Genomic DNA, 14168 nt, shown 5'->3' with positions numbered 1-14168 from the left:
AATTTAAAGCCCATAATTTTAAGCAGACCAGGTACTATGATAGCACATAAATCTTTAAAGATTATAGTGACGTTTACACTAGCCTTAGCCTTACTTCCTTTTAACGCTTTTGCCAAAGCAGATCCGGAGGCAGAAGAATCTAAAGAATTTAATCCTACCGATATGATTATGCACCACATTGGTGATTCTCACGGCTGGCATTTCTTTGGGGAAGGAGATAGTTCTTTTACATTGCCATTACCGGTAATTCTTTTTACTGAAGAAGGTGGTTTTGTAACTTTTATGTCTAGTGAATTTCATCACGATACCGAAGGGCATCACGTGGTAGAAAAAGATGGGATGCGTTTTGTAAATTATCACGAAGATATTTACAAATTAGACGCAGGTGCAGAAACTGTGGAGTTTGATGAAGAGCATAACGTATTAAATGCCAGTAAACCCTGGGATTTTTCTATAACCAAGAACGTAGCTGCTATGTTCTTAACTGTTATTTTAATGTTGATTTTCTTCTTCGGTTTGGCCGGTCACCACAAAAAGAATAAAAAAGCTCCTGCTGGTTTCAATAATATTTTAGAGACTTTAGTGCTTTTTGTTCGCGATGAGATCGCAAGACCTCAAATTGGTGATAAGAAGTATATGAAGTTTATGCCGTTTTTATTAACAGTGTTCTTCTTTATTTGGATCACTAACCTTTTAGGTTTGTTGCCAGGTGCAGCCAACGTAACAGGAAATATCGCGGTAACCGTTTCTTTAGGTCTTTTTACCCTTGCTTTAATTTTAATTAACGGAAATAAAGATTTTTGGCAACATACTTTGTGGATGCCGGGAATACCTACTTTTGTGAAGCCAATTTTGGCGGTGGTAGAGGTGCTTGGCTTAATCATTAAGCCGGTAGCACTTATGATTCGTTTATTTGCGAATATTACCGCGGGTCACATTATTATATTGAGTTTAATTGGATTGATATTTATATTGGAAAGCGCTGGAGTTGCCGGGATTTCGGTTCCTTTTGCCCTTTTCATCACAATACTGGAATTGTTAGTAGCATTCCTTCAAGCGTTTATTTTTACAATGCTGTCGGCCCTGTTTATTGGGATGGCGGTTGCGGAACATGAACATCATTAATTTTAATTTTTAATTTTTATACTATGGAATTATTACACGTAGGTCTTGCAGCTTTAGGAGCTGGATTAGCAGTTGTTGGAGCCGCTATTGGCGTTGGTAAAATTGGCGGTGCCGCAATGGACGCTATTGCCCGTCAACCAGAAGCTTCTGGAAAAATCCAGACTGCAATGATTATTGCTGCTGCACTTGTAGAGGGTGTTGCTCTTTTTGGAGTTGTAGCTGCGCTTTTAGGTGTATTGACCACCTAAGAAGATTTCAAAAACCCATTCGTAACGGTTGGTTGCGAATGGGCTTTTTTAAAAAAATGATGTTAACGGTATTATATAAATAAAGAATTATGGATTTAATTACTCCAGAAGTTGGTCTAATATTTTGGCAAACCATCGTATTTTTAGTGCTGATGCTTATTCTTGCCAAATTCGCCTGGAAGCCAATTCTTGGTGCGGTAAGAACCCGTGAAGAATCTATTAATGAAGCCCTTGCTTCTGCTGAAGATGCGCGTAAAGAAATGCAAAATCTTAAGGCAGATAATGAAAAATTATTGCAGGAAGCTCGTGCCGAAAGAGACGAAATGCTTAAAGAAGCACGCCAGTTGAAGGAGAAGATGATTGCTGAAGCTGAAGGCGATGCCCAGGAAAAGGCAGATAAAATTGTAGCCAAAGCTAAAGAAAACATCGAGATGGAGAAGCGTGCAGCAATGGCCGATATTAAAAACCAGGTAGCTACACTTTCTATTGAGATTGCTGAAAAAGTGATTGGAAAAGAATTATCTACCGAAGAGAAACAACATCAAATGATAGATAAGATGTTGAAAGACGCTACCTTAAACTAAGATGTAATGAAAGGAACCAGGGCAGCACAACGTTACGCCAAAGCAATTTTGGACTTGGCAAAAGAGAAAAATACAGCAGATATTGTTTTTACAGATATGCAGCAAATTTCTCAAACCATTGCAAGTAGTCCAGATCTTGCCGATATGCTTAAAAGTCCGGTTGTAAACTCATCGGTTAAAAAAGCCAGTTTAAAGGAAATCTTTAAAGATGCCGGTGAAATTACTCAGGGCAGTTTTGATGTACTTATTGAAAATAGAAGAATTAATCTTCTTGATCTTGTAGCAAGAAATTATATAGTACGTTACAATACCTTGAATAAGTCTCAGGAAGCTATAGTGACTACCGCAGTTCCATTAACAGCAGAACTAGAAGAAAAGATTTTAGCCAAGGTAAAGAAATTAACCGGAGCCGGCGCTAAGATTAAAAATGTTATCAATAAAGATATTATAGGAGGTTTTGTTTTAAGAATTGGCGATTTACAATATGACGCCAGCGTATCCCGAAACCTCAATAGGTTAAAAAGAGAATTAAAAGATAATTCATATAGTTCTACTATATAAAATTTGTCGGTCAAAAGCAGTTTCGAATCGTTTTTGGTCTTATTTATAAAATGCCTATAATGGGCTTTGAAAAATTTAATAAAAACAGTCACGAGATTATAGTGGCATTTTATCTTAAATAATTATGGCAGAAGTAAATCCTGCTGAAGTATCAGCAATATTAAAGAAACAATTATCAGGTTTTGAAAGCGGAGCCTCTTTAGACGAGGTGGGAACTGTTCTTACTGTTGGTGATGGTATCGCCAATGTGTATGGTTTAGCCAACGCGCAATACGGAGAATTGGTTCAGTTTGACAGCGGCCTTGAAGGAATGGTACTAAACCTTGAGGAAGACAATGTAGGTGTCGTTTTATTAGGGCCTTCTAAGGATGTTAGAGAAGGATCTGTAGTAAAAAGAACCGAAAGAATTGCTTCCATCAATGTTGGTGAAGGAATTGTAGGTCGTGTAGTAGATACTTTAGGACAGCCTATAGATGGTAAAGGTGATATTGAAGGGGAAACTTTTCAAATGCCATTAGAGCGTAAAGCGCCAGGTGTAATTTACCGTCAGCCGGTAACAGAACCGTTGCAAACAGGAATCAAATCTATTGATGCGATGGTCCCTGTAGGTAGAGGACAGCGTGAGCTTGTGATTGGTGACCGTCAAACCGGTAAAACTACCGTTTGTATTGACACCATTCTTAACCAAAAAGAATTTTATGATGCAGGGGAACCTGTACATTGTATATATGTAGCGATTGGGCAAAAAGCCTCAACCGTTGCAGGGATTGCCAAAGTACTTGAAGATAAAGGAGCTTTAGCTTATACTACCATAGTGGCCGCAAATGCATCAGACCCTGCTCCAATGCAGGTTTATGCTCCATTTGCCGGTGCAGCTATTGGAGAGTATTTTAGGGATACCGGTCGCCCGGCTTTGATTATCTACGATGATCTTTCTAAACAAGCCGTTGCTTACCGTGAGGTATCTTTGCTTTTACGTCGCCCACCGGGACGTGAAGCATATCCTGGAGATGTTTTCTTCTTACACTCAAGATTATTAGAGCGTGCAGCAAAGGTTATTGATGACGACGACATTGCACAAAATATGAACGATCTTCCTGATTCTCTTAAAGGAAAAATAAAAGGAGGAGGTTCTTTAACCGCGCTTCCAATTATTGAAACTCAGGCAGGAGACGTTTCAGCATATATCCCAACCAACGTAATTTCGATTACCGATGGACAGATTTTCCTAACTTCAGATTTATTTAACTCGGGGGTTCGTCCTGCGATTGATGTTGGTATTTCTGTATCTCGTGTAGGTGGTTCAGCACAAATTAAGTCGATGAAAAAAGTTGCCGGTACTTTAAAATTAGACCAGGCACAATACCGTGAATTAGAGGCTTTTGCTAAGTTCGGTTCAGACCTTGACCCAACCACTTTAAGAGTTATTCAAAAAGGTAAGCGTAACGTAGAAATCCTTAAACAGGCAGAAAACGATCCTTACCCGGTAGAAGACCAAATCGCAATTATTTATGCAGGTTCTAAAAACTTGCTAAAGGATGTGCCGGTAGAAAAAGTAAAAGAATTTGAAAGAGATTATTTACAGTTTTTAGATACTAAACACAGAGATGTTTTAGATACTCTAAAAGCCGGTAAATTAACCGATGAAGTTACAGATACTTTAGTTTCAGTAGCGAAAGAGCTTTCAGCTAAGTATAAAAAATAGTATTGAGTATTGAGCTTAGAGTAGTTAGAAACTTAAGTTCATATTTAAACTTTAAATAAATTATAGGTATCGAGTATTTTGTCTAAAATCTAAATACTCGATACTCAATACTAAATAAAATGGCAAACTTAAAAGAATTACGTAGCAGGATTACTTCAGTATCTTCAACGATGCAAATCACCAGCGCCATGAAAATGGTGTCGGCGGCAAAGTTGAGCAGGGCTCAGGATGCAATTACGCAAATGAGACCTTATTCTGAAAAATTAACCCAGCTGTTACAGGATTTAAGTGCAACCCTGGATGATGATACCAGCAGTAAATACGCCGAAGACCGTGAGGTAAAAAACGTATTGGTTGTTGCTATTTCATCTAACAAAGGTCTTGCAGGTGCTTTTAATACTAATATTGTAAAAGGCGTTAGGTATAAAACCAAAAACGATTACCAGTCTAAAAATGTTTCACTTTATACTTTAGGTAAAAAAGCCAATGATGTTCTTAAAAAGGACTTCGAGGTATATAAGAATAACAACGAAATTTACGACGATCTAACGTTTGAAAACGTATCTGAAATCGCAGAAGAATTGATGCAGTTGTTCTTAGACGAAAAATATGATAAAATAGTATTGGTGTACAACCAGTTTAAGAATGCGGCTACTCAAATTGTACAGCATGAGCAATTTTTGCCCATTGAACAATTTGATACCGAAGAAGAAAAACAGTTGGATTATCTTTTCGAACCATCAAAGATCGAAATCGTAAAAGAGCTTATTCCTAAATCTTTAAAAATGCAATTGTTTAAAGCATTAAGAGATTCTTTCGCTTCAGAACACGGCGCTCGTATGACGGCTATGCATAAGGCAACCGATAATGCCAAAGAGCTAAGAGACGATCTTAAATTGTCTTATAACAAAGCGAGACAGGCTTCTATTACCAATGAGATCCTTGAGATTGTTGGTGGTGCCGAAGCATTGAATGGATAAAACCAAAAATAATATTCCGGAAGTAATTCCGTTCTAAAAACCCGTAAGTTAACTACGGGTTTTTTATTTGGTATGCGTTTTGTTTTTGTACTTTTAAACAACAAACTTTCTATTATGAAAAAACTACTTTTTTTATTCAGCAGTATATTCGCTTTAACTTTAATTACAGGTTGCGGTAGCAATAAAGAACTGCAGGAGCGCGCACCCGCACAGTTTCAGGGTATTTATTATACCCAGGGTGAAAATGGGTTAGATCTCCACATTCCTGTGGCCGTTATTCAGGATAATCGTGTGAATTTGAAAAGTGTTTATTTTAGAGGAATGAAATCTCCATTGGTTCAGGATAGCGAACAAACCAATTTATTTATTGCTAATTTCGGTACCAATGGTATGGATATTATGAGCTCTGATCCTGCTGAAGAAAACAAAAATAGGGTACCACAAAAAACAGAACAAATGCCTTTTGAGATTGAAGATGATGAAGCAATTCTCGTGTTTTCCCAGAATGAGAAAACCAAATATTACAAGTTAACAGGAATCCAAGAACAGAACTAAAATCTAATTTTCTCTCCTGTTGAGTACCTTTAAAAAACTATTTCAGCAAACATTTATTTACGGCCTCGCCACGGTGTTGCCGCGTATGCTGAATGTTTTATTAATACCACTTTATACCCACGTTTTACCAAAAGCAGAATATGGCGAAGTTTCTATAATCTTCGCCTATTTTGTGTTTTTTAATGTCATCCTTGCTTATGGGATGGAAACCGCATTTTTTAGGTTTTACAATAAAATGAAGAATAGCAAAGAAGTACTAAGTACTTCCGGCTGGTCTCTGGTTACGACTTCTTTAGTGTTCTTCGCTGCGGCTTTTTTAGTGCAGGATTTTATTGCGGAAATGGTAAATATCCCGGTTAAATATATTCAACTGGTTATTTGGATTCTATTCCTGGACGCCCTGGTTATTATCCCGTTTACCTGGCTTCGAGCAGCTGAAAAACCTATGCGTTTTGCTGTAATTAAGATCATAAATGTTTGCATAAACCTGGGGTTAAATATTTTCTTTTTACTGTTTTTGGAAGATTTGGCTTTAGAAAATTCAGTTTTCCAAAGTATTTATGTTCCAGATTTTGAGATCAGTTATATTTTTATTTCCAACCTGGTGGCCAGCAGTGTTACGCTGTTAATGATGCTTCCTTTCTATTTTAAAATAGATTTCAGGTTTAATAGCAAACTCTGGAAAGCTATGATGTCTTATGCTTTTCCGGTTTTAATCGCCGGACTTGCTTTCTCGATAAACGAAGTTTTTGATAGGATAATGTTGGATTATCTGCTTCCGCAGAATATTGCCAGAGATGAGATTGGTGCGTATGCGGCCTGCTATAAATTAGCCTTGTTTATGACGCTTTTTGCTACGGCCTTTAGACTGGGAATAGAACCGTTTTTCTTTAGTCACGCTGAAGCTAAAAACGCCCAGGAAACCTATGCGATTATTACCAAGTATTTCGTGGTTTTTGGAAGTTTTATCCTCGTAGCCGTAATTGTTTTTATAGATATTTTAAAAGAACTTTTAATTCAGAATAGTACTTACTGGGAGGCAATGCATATTGTTCCGCTTATTTTACTGGCAAACCTGTTTCTGGGCATTTACCATAATCTTTCGGTTTGGTATAAAATTACTGATCGTACCCGGTTTGGAGGTTATATCTCGGTAGTAGGTGCACTATTTACCCTGGTGCTCAATATTATTTTAATTCCGTATATAAGCTATACCGGTTCTGCGATCGCAACTTTGGTTGCTTACGGAGTAATGATGCTCCTTTCTTATTTCTACGGAAGAAAATATTATCCTATTCCATATAACCTTAAAAAAATAGGCGGCTATTTAGTACTTTCCGTCTTATTTTCGGTATTTTCCTTTTATGTTTTCCGCGGAAATTATTTCGTTGGAATTAGCTTATTAATAGTCTTTCTCGGAACAGTATATGTTTCTGAAAGAAAACAACTCATTAAAATATTACAATCTTAACTATGCAAGTAAAGATCATCAATAAATCGGCACACAAACTGCCGCATTACGAGACTGAAGCTTCAGCAGGAATGGACCTTAGAGCCAATATTTCTGAAGCTGTTACGTTAAAACCATTAGAAAGAGCTATCGTTAAAACCGGACTTTTTATAGAACTTCCGGTAGGTTACGAAGCCCAGGTTAGACCACGAAGTGGCCTGGCTGCCAAAAAGGGAATCACTGTATTAAACGCACCCGGCACCATAGATGCCGATTATCGTGGAGAAATAGGCGTGATTTTGGTGAACTTATCCAACGAAGAATTCACCATAGAAAATGGTGAGCGTGTTGCTCAAATGGTGATTGCTAAACACGAACATATTTCCTGGGAAGAAGTTGAAACGCTGGAAGAAACCACTCGTGGCGCGGGTGGATTTGGCAGTACAGGAAGTAATTAAGCTATCTAATAAGCTTATATTATATAAAATTAATTTTAATCAATGATTTCCGCCTGCGCGGAAATGACAAATATTAAATAAATGAAGATTATAGTTCCTATGGCGGGTCGTGGTTCACGACTTCGTCCTCATACGTTAACAGTACCAAAACCTTTAATTCCCGTAGCTGGAAAGCCAATCGTGCATCGTCTGGTAGAAGATATTGCAAAGGTTCTTGACCAACCTATAGACGAGATTGCTTTTATTTTGGGTGATCCTGCATTTTTCGGAGATGATATCGTAGAAAGTTTAGAAGGACTGGCAAAGGGTTTAAATGCAAAAGCTTCTATTTACCGTCAGGATCAACCTTTAGGGACCGGTCACGCTATTATGAGCGCCAAGGAATCCCTTTCTGGTCCCGCAGTTGTAGCTTATGCTGACACCTTAATAAAAGCTGATTTTAAACTTGACAAAGATGCAGATGCGGTGATCTGGACTAAAAAAGTAGGGAATCCCGAAGCTTTTGGGGTGGTAAACCTTAATGAAAAGAACGAGATTATAGAATTGGTTGAAAAGCCAAAAGAATTCGTAAGTGACCAGGCGGTTATTGGTATTTACTATTTTAAAGATATCGCGGTTTTAAAAGAAAAGCTGGAAGAAGTGCTTGATGAAAACCTGATGCACGGTGGCGAATACCAGATTAATGATGGTATTAAGAAAATGATGGCTGAAGACAGGATCTTTAAGACCGGAACCGTAGATGAATGGATGGATTGCGGAAACAAAAATGTAACAGTGGAAACCAATGGCAGAATGCTGAATTTCCTTCACCAAGATGGTGAAAAACTGATTTCAGATTCTGTAAAGATCACTAATTCTGAAATTACTGAGCCTTGTTATATTGGCGAAAATGTAGAGCTGGTAAATGCTAAAATTGGCCCGAATGTTTCAGTAGGCGACGGAACTAAAATTACTGATGCTGAAGTAAAGAATAGCTTAATTCAAACTTTTGCTGAAGTGAGAAATGCAAAACTGGATAATGCGATGATAGGTAATTTTGCGAAATTTGACGGGAACTTTACCCAAATTAGCATTGGCGATTATTCAACTTTAGAATAAGCTTATTGAAGAGGTTGTTTGAAAAATGCGGTTTCGTCAGGCTGAACTGGTTTCAGCTTCAAACAACCTCTTTACTTCAATTTTATCCTGAAAATTATTTATGAAAAAGTACTTCTTCATTATTGCTATGCTTTCAGGAGCCTTGTTTTCCTTTCAACAAAGTTCTGCCCAGGAAAAAGAAGTGGTGCTTGAAGATCTAAATCAGGATGATCTTGGAAATGTAACCGACGAATTTCAGGAGCAATTCTTTGAAGCCTTAAAACAGAAAGGCATTGAAAATTACGAAAAAGCTATACTTGCATTAGAAGAATGCCAAAAGTTAGAACCTGGTAATCCGGTGGTGTATTTTGAAATGGCCAGAAATTATAATGAATTAGAGAATTATGATAAGGCGATTGCAAACCTTGAAAAAGCCCATCAGTTAGCCCCAGAAAGAGAAGATGTTTTAAATGAACTTTATAAAAGCTACACCCGGGCGCAGCAATATAATGCTGCTATAGAAACCCTGGTAAAACTTCAAAAGTTTGACGATGATTATAAAGAAAAGCTTGCCAATATTTATTTACTGAATCAGCAGTATGACGAGGCATTGCAAACTATAGATGAACTAGACCAACAGGAAGGCCCCAGCACTTACCGGAATAAATTACGAACACAAATTTTTGCCCGCACCGGTGATACCGCGGCACAAATAGAAAATCTGGAAGAAAGTATTAGAAATAATCCTGAAAACGAACAGAATTATCTCAACCTCATTTATATCTACAGCGATTTAGGGGAAAATGAAGAAGCTTACAATACTGCACAGGAATTATTAGCTGCAAATCCTGGATCAAGCCTTGTACATTTGGCACTTTATAAATTTCACCTGGAAAGGCAAGAACCAGAAGACGCTGTAAATTCAATGAAAATTGTCTTTGAAAGTGAAGAAATAGATCCCGAATCTAAATTTAAAGTACTAAATGATTTTCTGCTTTTTGTAGATAATAATCCAGAATTTGAAGAGGAATTAATGGAGGTAAGCAAAATGCTTAGTGAACGTGAGAATGCTCCAAAACTCTATGGCCAATTGGGGCAATATTATTTAAATAGAGGTGAAATTGAAGAGGCGCTTAATTTTTTTGAAGCCGGGCTGGCAGAAAGTACCGAAGATTTTCAGTTAGTTAAGAATACTATTTTATTGCAAATAGAGTTAGAAAAGTATAAAGAGGCCCGGGATTTGAGTAAGGAAATGCTAGAAGTATTTCCCGCACAGCCTGTTTTGTTTTTATTACAGGGAATTGCTTTAAATCAACTGGAAGAATATCGGGAAGCCATAGAAATACTTACATTTGGCCTGGATTATTTAATAGATAGTCCCAAAATGCAGGTAGACTTCTATACCCAATTAAGCAGATCACATGAAGCACTGGGAGAAGAAGAAAAATCGGTTGAATTTTTGAAGAAGGCCGAAGCATTAATTAAAGAAATTGAATAGATGTATAGAAAGATTTTAGGATTGGTATTGTTAAGCCTTTTTGTTGTTTCCTGCGGAAGCCGAAAAGGAGTAAAAGGGATTGCTACTAAAAATGCCGAAGCCGCTAATATTATAGAAAGTCATTATAATTCTGAAACCGATTTTAAAACTCTTAGCGGAAAATTAAGAACGGTTTATCAAAGCGAAGAACGCACCCAATCGGTAAATCTTAGTTTTAGAATGGAAAAAGATAAGGCGATTTGGATGAGTGCTTCAGTGCTGGGATTCCCGGTGGCAAAAGCCTACATTACCCCTTCGCGAGTAAGCTATTACGAAAAAGTGAGTCAAACTTATTTTGATGGTGATTTTAGATTGCTAAGTGATTTGTTAGGGACACCTTTAGATTTTCAAAAACTTCAAAATTTGCTAATAGGGCAGGCAATTTACGATCTTAGGGAAGAAGAATTTGAATTCTCTCAAACCGCCAAAGGCTTTCAATTTATGCCTGCTGAAGAAGGATTAATAAAGAAAATGTTCCTGTTGAATCCCAAAAATTTTAAAACCGCTGCCCAGCAACTGGCGCAAACCCAGGAGAATAAAAGTGTAACGGTAACTTATTCAGATTTTCAGGAAGTAGAAGGAAAAATTTTTCCGGAAGAAATTAATATTATTGCTAATGAAGCTGGAAGCAGCACCAGGATAGAACTCACATACCGCTCTCTTGAATTTGATCGCGGAGAATTGAGTTTTCCGTTTGATATTCCGTCGGGTTATGAAGAAATTAGTCTATAATGAAGCTTAAGAAATTTTCTAACATCTTATTTTGCTTAATATTTTTACTGCTTTCTGCTGGAAATCTATCAGCTCAAACTACCCGGGAGGCGCTGGAAAAAAAACGGATAGAGCTTAGAAATGAAATTACGCGTATAAACGAATTACGAAGCAGTAATAAACAAAAAGAGCGTTCAGTTTTAAGCCAGGTAGAAGACCTGGATCAACAAATTAGAAGCACAGAGAATTTAATAAAAGTAACCAACCAGCAAGCAAACCTTCTTACTAATCAAATTAGTGCAAATACAAATAAAATTTCCCGTCTTAGGCAAGAATTAGAACAGCTTAAGGAAGATTATGCCCGTATGATTGAGAAATCTTACAAAAGTAAATCTACCCAAAGTAGAATTATGTTTTTGCTTTCTTCAGAAAATTTTTTGCAGGCCTATAAACGCCTGCAATATATGAAGCAATATACAAACTACAGAAAACAACAGGGCGATGAGATACAGGCGCGTACAGAAGAATTACAGCAACTAAACGCCGATTTAGCCGACCAAAAAGAAACTAAAGATGCCCTTATCGCAGAGAACAGGCAAACCCGTGCCCAATTGGAAAAAAATAAAAAGGCACAGCAAGATTTAATGCAGAATATTAGAAGTAAAGAAGGGGAATTTGCTGCACAAATAAGACAGAAACAGCAGGAAATAAATAGAATAGACGCGCAAATTGAGAAAATGATTCGTGAGTCTATTGCAAAATCCAACGAAGAAAGTGGTTCTGCTGAAAGAGATGTTTACGAGTTAACTCCCGAAGCAAAAGCTCTCGCAGCCGATTTTGTGAAAAACAAAGGCCGTTTGCCCTGGCCGGTAAGGTCTGGTGTTGTTACCTCCCGTTTTGGAAAACAACCGCACCCGGTTGTAAAAACCATTAGTATTAATAATAACGGGGTAAATATTGATACTGATCCCGGCGGAAAAGCCCGCGCTGTTTTTAACGGTACCGTGAGTGAAGTTCAGGTGTTGAAAGGAGCTAATAAAGCGGTTATGGTAAGGCATGGAGATTACATAACTATTTACGATAATCTTGAGAAAGTTTTTGTGAAAAGAGGAGACGTGGTAAATACCGGGCAGGAACTGGGCGCCGTGGCTACGAGCCGAACTTCAGGAAAAACTACCTTACACTTCCTGATTTACAAAAACATGCAGAAGATGGATCCGGCAGATTGGATTCTGGAAATGTAGTTTTCTTACGCAACCTTTTGATAATTCCTGCATCTTAGAAAGAGAAGCTCATTCTTCATTATTATGAAAAAAGTATTACTTCTTTTAATATTTATTGTTTTTACCGGTTGCGTCAGGCATAACGTGGGAGTGGTTGGCAGTAAGAGAATGCTGATATCGGGAAATATTTTAAATGCTGAAAATACACCGATAGAAAATATAAGTGTAATTGCATCGGGCTCAGAAAACGATAGGCTATGGGCAAGGCCGGCCCAAATGCTTGGAGAAAGTTCTACAAATGCTTCCGGGGAATTTTCTTTTGTAAGCTTAGATACCGATAATAGTTTTTATGGGGTAAGTGTAAACCATCCAAATCACGACGATTTCCGGGAAGAATTTAGCACTATTCACTTTTTAGATTCTATTGGCTCGAGAGGAAATTCTTTTGAATTGACAGATATACAATTACCTAAAATTCAAGAATTTCAGGTTAAGCTGAATAATACTTCGGACAGAAACGATACTTTGTTTTTTGAATTTTCTTATTCTTCTACTGAAATATATAGAAAACTTCACGAAGATTCATTTGATAATCCCCTCTGGTTTCAGGGGGAGAGTGAATATTGGAATAGAATATTGCCTGGAGAAGATGAAATGACAATTTCAGCTAAAACTATAGAAGACAGCGATCTTCAGTTTTATTATAAATTTAGTGCTGAAGCGGTTTACGATACTATAAATGTTGAAATAACTCCCGAAAATCCTGTGTATGAGTTTAGCTATTAAGCTTTTCCTAATCACCATCTTTTTTCCGCTGTTACTTACTGCGCAAGATACCATTCCTGAACCTCATAAAAATCAATATGTAGCTACAGATCCTGAAACCGTATTTTTTGTTGGAGAATTTTTTAGAGGTTATAGTGTAAATAATTCAAGCTGGGAGAACTATTCCCAATTAGGTTTTGGTTTGGATTTTAACTGGTTTGTGTTTCCATTTTTGACAATTGGAGCTCAATATAATTTTATGGGCGGAAATCTTAAAGAGGAAAATATAAGCAATACCGGGCGTATAAATAGAATTAACTCCCATTATTTTGGCCTTCATTTGGGTTATTATCACGCTTTTAATAAAGAATGGAATTTACATAGCCTTGCCGGTTTTGGGAGGGTACAAAATGGAAGTAGAGCTCCAGATTCTCGTTTTACCGAAGATGGAAACAGTTTAATGTTGCGAAGCGAATTAGGATATCGGTTAGATAAAACCGCCGCGATTTTTATTAAAGCTACATTGCGCTGGGACAGAATGGAAATAGATACCCCGCCAGTTCTGAACGATTATTTCAATAAGCAAAGCTTATTACTGGTTGGCTTTGGAGTAAGGCTTCATTTACAGAACCCAGACGGTTAGTCTTTAAACAAAGCTTTAAGCTCTGTAGCTTCGTTTGGCTTCATTTTACCGGCTAGAACAAGGCTAAGTTGCTTTCTTCTTAAAGCGGCGGCGTAACGTTGTTTTTCGAGTTCTGTTTCAGGCTCTAAAGGCGGCACTGCAACAGGAGAACCCGTTTCATCTACGGCTACAAATGTATAGATAGCTTCATTGGCTTTAGAACGGTTTCCGCTTTCTCTATCTTCCACCCAAACATCGATAAAGATTTCCATAGACGATTTAAAAGCACGGGAAACCGCAGCTTCTACAGTAACTACACTTCCTAGCGGAATTGCTTTATTAAAAGCCACATGATTTACCGAAGCAGTAACCACAATCCTGCGACTGTGTCTTCTGGCAGCAATACTGGCTGCGCGGTCCATTCGCGCAAGGAGTTCTCCGCCAAATAAATTATTGAGCGGATTGGTTTCACTGGGTAAAACTAAATCTGTTAAAGTAGTTCTGGATTCCTTTGGGTGTTTTGCCTGCATTTTGCCAATTTTGGGCAAAAATAAGGTGCTTTGCGCA

Annotated in this window: 16 protein-coding genes; 15 read left to right on the top strand and 1 reads right to left on the bottom strand. The window is 37.6% G+C overall.

Annotated elements, in window-relative coordinates:
• The first annotated feature begins 36 nt into the window (after positions 1–36).
• The 15 genes from atpB to BM084_RS09670 all read left to right on the top strand — a co-directional run bounded on the left by atpB (position 37) and on the right by BM084_RS09670 (position 13622).
• Positions 37–1125, top strand: a complete 1089-nt coding sequence (gene atpB / locus BM084_RS09740) for a F0F1 ATP synthase subunit A (protein ID WP_075325465.1) — start codon at positions 37–39, stop codon at positions 1123–1125.
• 23 nt (positions 1126–1148) lie between these two features.
• Positions 1149–1373, top strand: coding sequence for an ATP synthase F0 subunit C (gene atpE, locus BM084_RS09735; protein ID WP_037318413.1), 225 nt, complete (start codon positions 1149–1151; stop codon positions 1371–1373).
• 89 nt (positions 1374–1462) lie between these two features.
• A complete protein-coding gene (locus BM084_RS09730; RefSeq protein WP_075325466.1) occupies positions 1463–1957 on the top strand; it encodes a F0F1 ATP synthase subunit B in 495 nt (164 codons plus the stop codon).
• Between the two features lie 6 nt (positions 1958–1963).
• Positions 1964–2518, top strand: a complete 555-nt coding sequence (gene atpH / locus BM084_RS09725; RefSeq protein ID WP_093304530.1) for an ATP synthase F1 subunit delta — start codon at positions 1964–1966, stop codon at positions 2516–2518.
• Between the two features lie 124 nt (positions 2519–2642).
• A complete protein-coding gene (atpA, locus tag BM084_RS09720; RefSeq protein WP_075325468.1) occupies positions 2643–4223 on the top strand; it encodes a F0F1 ATP synthase subunit alpha in 1581 nt (526 codons plus the stop codon).
• Positions 4224–4342: 119 nt separating this feature from the next.
• Complete coding sequence (atpG, locus tag BM084_RS09715) at positions 4343–5203, top strand: ATP synthase F1 subunit gamma (RefSeq protein ID WP_093304528.1); 861 nt, start codon at positions 4343–4345, stop codon at positions 5201–5203.
• A gap of 114 nt (positions 5204–5317) precedes the next feature.
• On the top strand, positions 5318–5758 hold the full coding sequence (locus BM084_RS09710) for a hypothetical protein (RefSeq protein WP_075327883.1): 441 nt from the start codon (positions 5318–5320) through the stop codon (positions 5756–5758).
• A 19-nt stretch (positions 5759–5777) separates the two neighbouring features.
• Positions 5778–7229: an oligosaccharide flippase family protein gene (locus BM084_RS09705; protein ID WP_075325470.1), complete on the top strand. Its 1452-nt coding sequence runs from the start codon at positions 5778–5780 to the stop codon at positions 7227–7229.
• 2 nt (positions 7230–7231) lie between these two features.
• Positions 7232–7666 (top strand): dUTP diphosphatase, encoded by a 435-nt coding sequence (dut, locus tag BM084_RS09700; protein ID WP_093304526.1) that lies wholly within the window; start codon positions 7232–7234, stop codon positions 7664–7666.
• 81 nt (positions 7667–7747) lie between these two features.
• On the top strand, positions 7748–8764 hold the full coding sequence (locus tag BM084_RS09695; protein WP_075325472.1) for a sugar phosphate nucleotidyltransferase: 1017 nt from the start codon (positions 7748–7750) through the stop codon (positions 8762–8764).
• Between the two features lie 100 nt (positions 8765–8864).
• A complete protein-coding gene (locus tag BM084_RS09690; RefSeq protein WP_093304524.1) occupies positions 8865–10241 on the top strand; it encodes a tetratricopeptide repeat protein in 1377 nt (458 codons plus the stop codon).
• Complete coding sequence (locus tag BM084_RS09685; RefSeq protein WP_075325474.1) at positions 10242–11012, top strand: lipoprotein insertase outer membrane protein LolB1; 771 nt, start codon at positions 10242–10244, stop codon at positions 11010–11012. It abuts the gene before it with no gap.
• Positions 11012–12235 carry a murein hydrolase activator EnvC family protein gene (locus tag BM084_RS09680; protein WP_075325475.1) on the top strand — a complete coding sequence of 408 codons (1224 nt, stop codon included), beginning with the start codon at positions 11012–11014 and terminating at the stop codon, positions 12233–12235. Before BM084_RS09685 ends, BM084_RS09680 begins: the two co-directional genes overlap by 1 nt.
• Positions 12236–12298: 63 nt before the next feature.
• On the top strand, positions 12299–13000 hold the full coding sequence (locus BM084_RS09675) for a carboxypeptidase-like regulatory domain-containing protein (RefSeq protein ID WP_093304522.1): 702 nt from the start codon (positions 12299–12301) through the stop codon (positions 12998–13000).
• The gene (locus tag BM084_RS09670) at positions 12984–13622 is read left to right on the top strand and encodes an autotransporter domain-containing protein (protein WP_075325477.1); all 639 of its coding nucleotides are present in this window, start codon (positions 12984–12986) and stop codon (positions 13620–13622) included. Before BM084_RS09675 ends, BM084_RS09670 begins: the two co-directional genes overlap by 17 nt.
• On the opposite strand, the gene BM084_RS09665 is transcribed toward BM084_RS09670, so the two are convergent.
• Positions 13619–14131 carry an acyl-CoA thioesterase gene (locus BM084_RS09665; RefSeq protein WP_075325478.1) on the bottom strand — a complete coding sequence of 171 codons (513 nt, stop codon included), beginning with the start codon at positions 14129–14131 and terminating at the stop codon, positions 13619–13621. The two genes, BM084_RS09670 and BM084_RS09665, sit on opposite strands and share 4 nt — an antisense overlap.
• Positions 14132–14168: the final 37 nt, after the last annotated feature.

The organism is Salegentibacter agarivorans (genome assembly GCF_900113135.1).
Classification (GTDB): Bacteria; Bacteroidota; Bacteroidia; order Flavobacteriales; family Flavobacteriaceae; genus Salegentibacter; species Salegentibacter agarivorans.
The sequence above is the reverse complement of the archived record's forward strand: the minus strand, read 5'-3'. Positions and strand labels throughout refer to the sequence as shown.

Bases quoted from the DNA above. Each gene is read 5' to 3' on its own strand.
- atpG (WP_093304528.1), top strand. From the start codon at position 4,343: ATGGCAAACTTAAAAGAATTACGTAGCAGGATTACTTCAGTATCTTCA.
- BM084_RS09685 (WP_075325474.1), top strand. From the start codon at position 10,242: ATGTATAGAAAGATTTTAGGATTGGTATTGTTAAGCCTTTTTGTTGTT.
- atpH (WP_093304530.1), top strand. From the start codon at position 1,964: ATGAAAGGAACCAGGGCAGCACAACGTTACGCCAAAGCAATTTTGGAC.
- BM084_RS09680 (WP_075325475.1), top strand. From the start codon at position 11,012: ATGAAGCTTAAGAAATTTTCTAACATCTTATTTTGCTTAATATTTTTA.
- BM084_RS09690 (WP_093304524.1), top strand. From the start codon at position 8,865: ATGAAAAAGTACTTCTTCATTATTGCTATGCTTTCAGGAGCCTTGTTT.
- atpA (WP_075325468.1), top strand. From the start codon at position 2,643: ATGGCAGAAGTAAATCCTGCTGAAGTATCAGCAATATTAAAGAAACAA.
- BM084_RS09695 (WP_075325472.1), top strand. From the start codon at position 7,748: ATGAAGATTATAGTTCCTATGGCGGGTCGTGGTTCACGACTTCGTCCT.
- BM084_RS09675 (WP_093304522.1), top strand. From the start codon at position 12,299: ATGAAAAAAGTATTACTTCTTTTAATATTTATTGTTTTTACCGGTTGC.
- BM084_RS09710 (WP_075327883.1), top strand. From the start codon at position 5,318: ATGAAAAAACTACTTTTTTTATTCAGCAGTATATTCGCTTTAACTTTA.
- BM084_RS09665 (WP_075325478.1), bottom strand. From the start codon at position 14,131: ATGCAGGCAAAACACCCAAAGGAATCCAGAACTACTTTAACAGATTTA.
- atpB (WP_075325465.1), top strand. From the start codon at position 37: ATGATAGCACATAAATCTTTAAAGATTATAGTGACGTTTACACTAGCC.
- dut (WP_093304526.1), top strand. From the start codon at position 7,232: ATGCAAGTAAAGATCATCAATAAATCGGCACACAAACTGCCGCATTAC.
- BM084_RS09670 (WP_075325477.1), top strand. From the start codon at position 12,984: ATGAGTTTAGCTATTAAGCTTTTCCTAATCACCATCTTTTTTCCGCTG.
- BM084_RS09730 (WP_075325466.1), top strand. From the start codon at position 1,463: ATGGATTTAATTACTCCAGAAGTTGGTCTAATATTTTGGCAAACCATC.
- atpE (WP_037318413.1), top strand. From the start codon at position 1,149: ATGGAATTATTACACGTAGGTCTTGCAGCTTTAGGAGCTGGATTAGCA.